This is a genomic window from Gordonia sp. NPDC057258, assembly GCF_042668985.1.
Lineage (GTDB): Bacteria > Actinomycetota > Actinomycetes > Mycobacteriales > Mycobacteriaceae > Gordonia > Gordonia hongkongensis.
The window spans coordinates 1-1,401 of record NZ_JBHUXZ010000084.1; the positions used below are offsets into that span (position 1 = coordinate 1).

Annotated in this window: 1 protein-coding gene; it reads left to right on the forward strand. The window is 54.6% G+C overall.

Annotated elements, in window-relative coordinates; translation table 11 throughout:
- The first annotated feature begins 464 nt into the window (after positions 1-464).
- Positions 465-950: a hypothetical protein gene (locus ACFUEJ_RS24180; protein WP_224756095.1), complete on the forward strand. Its 486-nt coding sequence runs from the start codon at positions 465-467 to the stop codon at positions 948-950.
- Positions 951-1,401: the final 451 nt, after the last annotated feature.

Sequence of the window (1,401 nt, forward strand, 5' to 3'; positions counted from 1 at the left end):
CATCTAATGCGAAGCAGCAGCTTGGTCGACGCAAAATCAACACTATCGAAAATTGTTAATTGTTAAATGGAGTCCTAAAATATCGAATGCTTGCAAACCTTACGAAGATTCGCGTGGTGTTGTATCCAACTGACGGCACTTGACTTCACATTGAAACTCATATGCGCATGAGCGCTCTCGCACGACTGCTTGATTTCTCGGCCAATGAAACGACGATGGCAGGCAGATCCGATAATGGCCCACAGCGGTGCACGCACTTCCTTTTCATCTGGGCACTGCTCAGTGATGCGGCCGGAATCAACCAGACCTGGCGAGGCAGCAGCGAGCCCGGATGACAACTCTGACGTTAACGGACTCTGGAACTCATGAACCTGACGCAGTATTCGCGGCTCGCAATTCGGAGTAGAGAGCGCCGCTTGCCTGAAGTATCCTCGTCATGTTCCAGTGGACGGAGGATGACTCGGATGTTGATTCGCGTAGAAGGTCGACAAGTTAAGCTATTGCGGACTGAGCGGTCTGCTCAGACACATCGGATCCACGAGGTCGCAATCCGCACGTTTCGGATCGATCGTCCGCTGCTCGTTGAACTGCTCGAACGTCTCGACCGGGACGAATGCCTTGTACTCGATCAATGGCTTGAAGCGCATACCCAAGAACTCGTCCAAATCGATGCACACTCCATCATCGAGCACGCACCTGTGCAATTAGAGGCACTGGTCGCTGCGCTCGACGCCGCCGCGGAAACGCTGTGTCCAGCAGCAGCAGATGCGCTCCGGGAACAGTTACACTTGATCGCGCGTTCACTGCACACTGGCGGGCACCCCAGACCCGTGTCACGGCGACGCGGTACCACATCGTTTCCAGGGCAGCGAGATCTCGTCGACGAGCTCGCCCCCGATGTCGCCCAAGAGCTCGCGCAAGACCAGAGGGAAAGTCATTTCCTGACGTAATCCAATACCAGCAGTTGGCCACATCGGACACCTTCCGGCCCTGGAACAGCCACTCGATCTCCGGCACCCACTCTGTGACAATCCGGCTACGGACCTCGTTGGAGACATGAACAGGAATCGAGATTTCTCGCCACCCTTCGGGATTGAAATCAGAGGGCTGAGTGCGGCCGCGGGTATCGATTCCGACCTCCTGACGAAGCATACTAGATCTACGCGTCACGTGCATAGGGCGATTCTGTCATGGCCGGAAGAAACCGTGTTTTCTGTGCGACTCATCCGCTGTCGATTCCTTCCTGCGATAACTGACAGGTATCGTCCGATGATCAGTTATTCTAAGATAAATACAAAGAACTTCGATCGCACCTGATATGTAAGCTGACAAACCCCAAAGCAGCATTCGGCCAATCGGCCTCGCAAAGAACTGCACGAGAGGGAGGGAGAGGTGTGCAGG

Coding starts and splice junctions, on each gene's coding strand:
- ACFUEJ_RS24180 (WP_224756095.1), top strand. CDS start 465: ATGTTGATTCGCGTAGAAGGTCGACAAGTTAAGCTATTGCGGACTGAG.